The following is an 824-nucleotide window of genomic DNA, read 5'->3' as shown; positions in this document are numbered from 1 at the left end:
CCTCGAGTCTCTCTGGTGCGCCGGCCGGTGCCGAGACTAACCTCGATTCTTCAGCGGGCGGTGCTGTGTGAGTGGCTCCGCGATTTGCCCGTAATGTCCCCGACGCGGTTGGGGCGGGCCGTCGCATGACGCTGCGGGGGCGCCGGGTTCCACGGACCCGGAGCAGGCTCCTTCCTGGATCGTCGCGGTCGGGTCCGGCTCTCAGGCGAGAGCGGGCAGGTCGGTGAGGCGCTGCCAGGCCAGGACGAAGGCTTGGGCCCAGGGCCAGGTGCGTTCGAGGCGCAGGTGGCGGCGGCGGGCGTGGGCGGCCAGCCGGGCGGGCAGGTGGTAGAGCCGGTAGCGCATGGTGTCGGGTTCGGCGTGGGTCAGTCCGTCCTGGTCGTGCAGGGTCAGCAGGCGCAGCCAGCAGTCCAGGTCGTGGCCGAGGTTGGCGGCGAGCATCCAGCCGGCGTTGATGGTCCAGTCCTTGCTGGGCAGGTTGGCAAGGCCCATCGCCTTGTCGGCGCGGACCCGGTCCTCGACCACGGCGTGCGCGCGGGCCAGCGCGTCCAGCCATTGCGGGTGGTGGGAGCCGGCGATGCCCCACATGCGGCCGATGTTGGTGACGATGATCGAGTACTTCCAGCCGGTCCGCAGTTCGAGCGCGGTGAGGTTCTTGCGGTGCCGGGCCGAGGGGCGGACCCGGCGCACCAGCAGTCGCATGCCCGCGGGCCAGCCTTGGCGCTGGTTGAGGCCGGTCAGTTCGGCCACGTGGTAGCCGGGCTGCAGGTCACCGTCCTGGGTGATGGACTCTTGCCAGGCGGTGGCGGGCAGCCGGGCGATGG

Annotated in this window: 1 protein-coding gene; it reads right to left on the bottom strand. The window is 71.6% G+C overall.

What is annotated here, in order from left to right; translation table 11 throughout:
• Positions 1–201 precede the first annotated feature (201 nt).
• The coding region (locus ACTWPW_RS64450) for a transposase (RefSeq protein WP_443175078.1) at positions 202–824 on the bottom strand (623 nt) is incomplete at its 5' end.

The organism is Nonomuraea sp. KM90 (assembly GCF_052246675.1).
Taxonomy (GTDB): Bacteria; Actinomycetota; Actinomycetes; order Streptosporangiales; family Streptosporangiaceae; genus Nonomuraea.
This window is presented reverse-complemented; position numbering and strand designations above follow the sequence as displayed.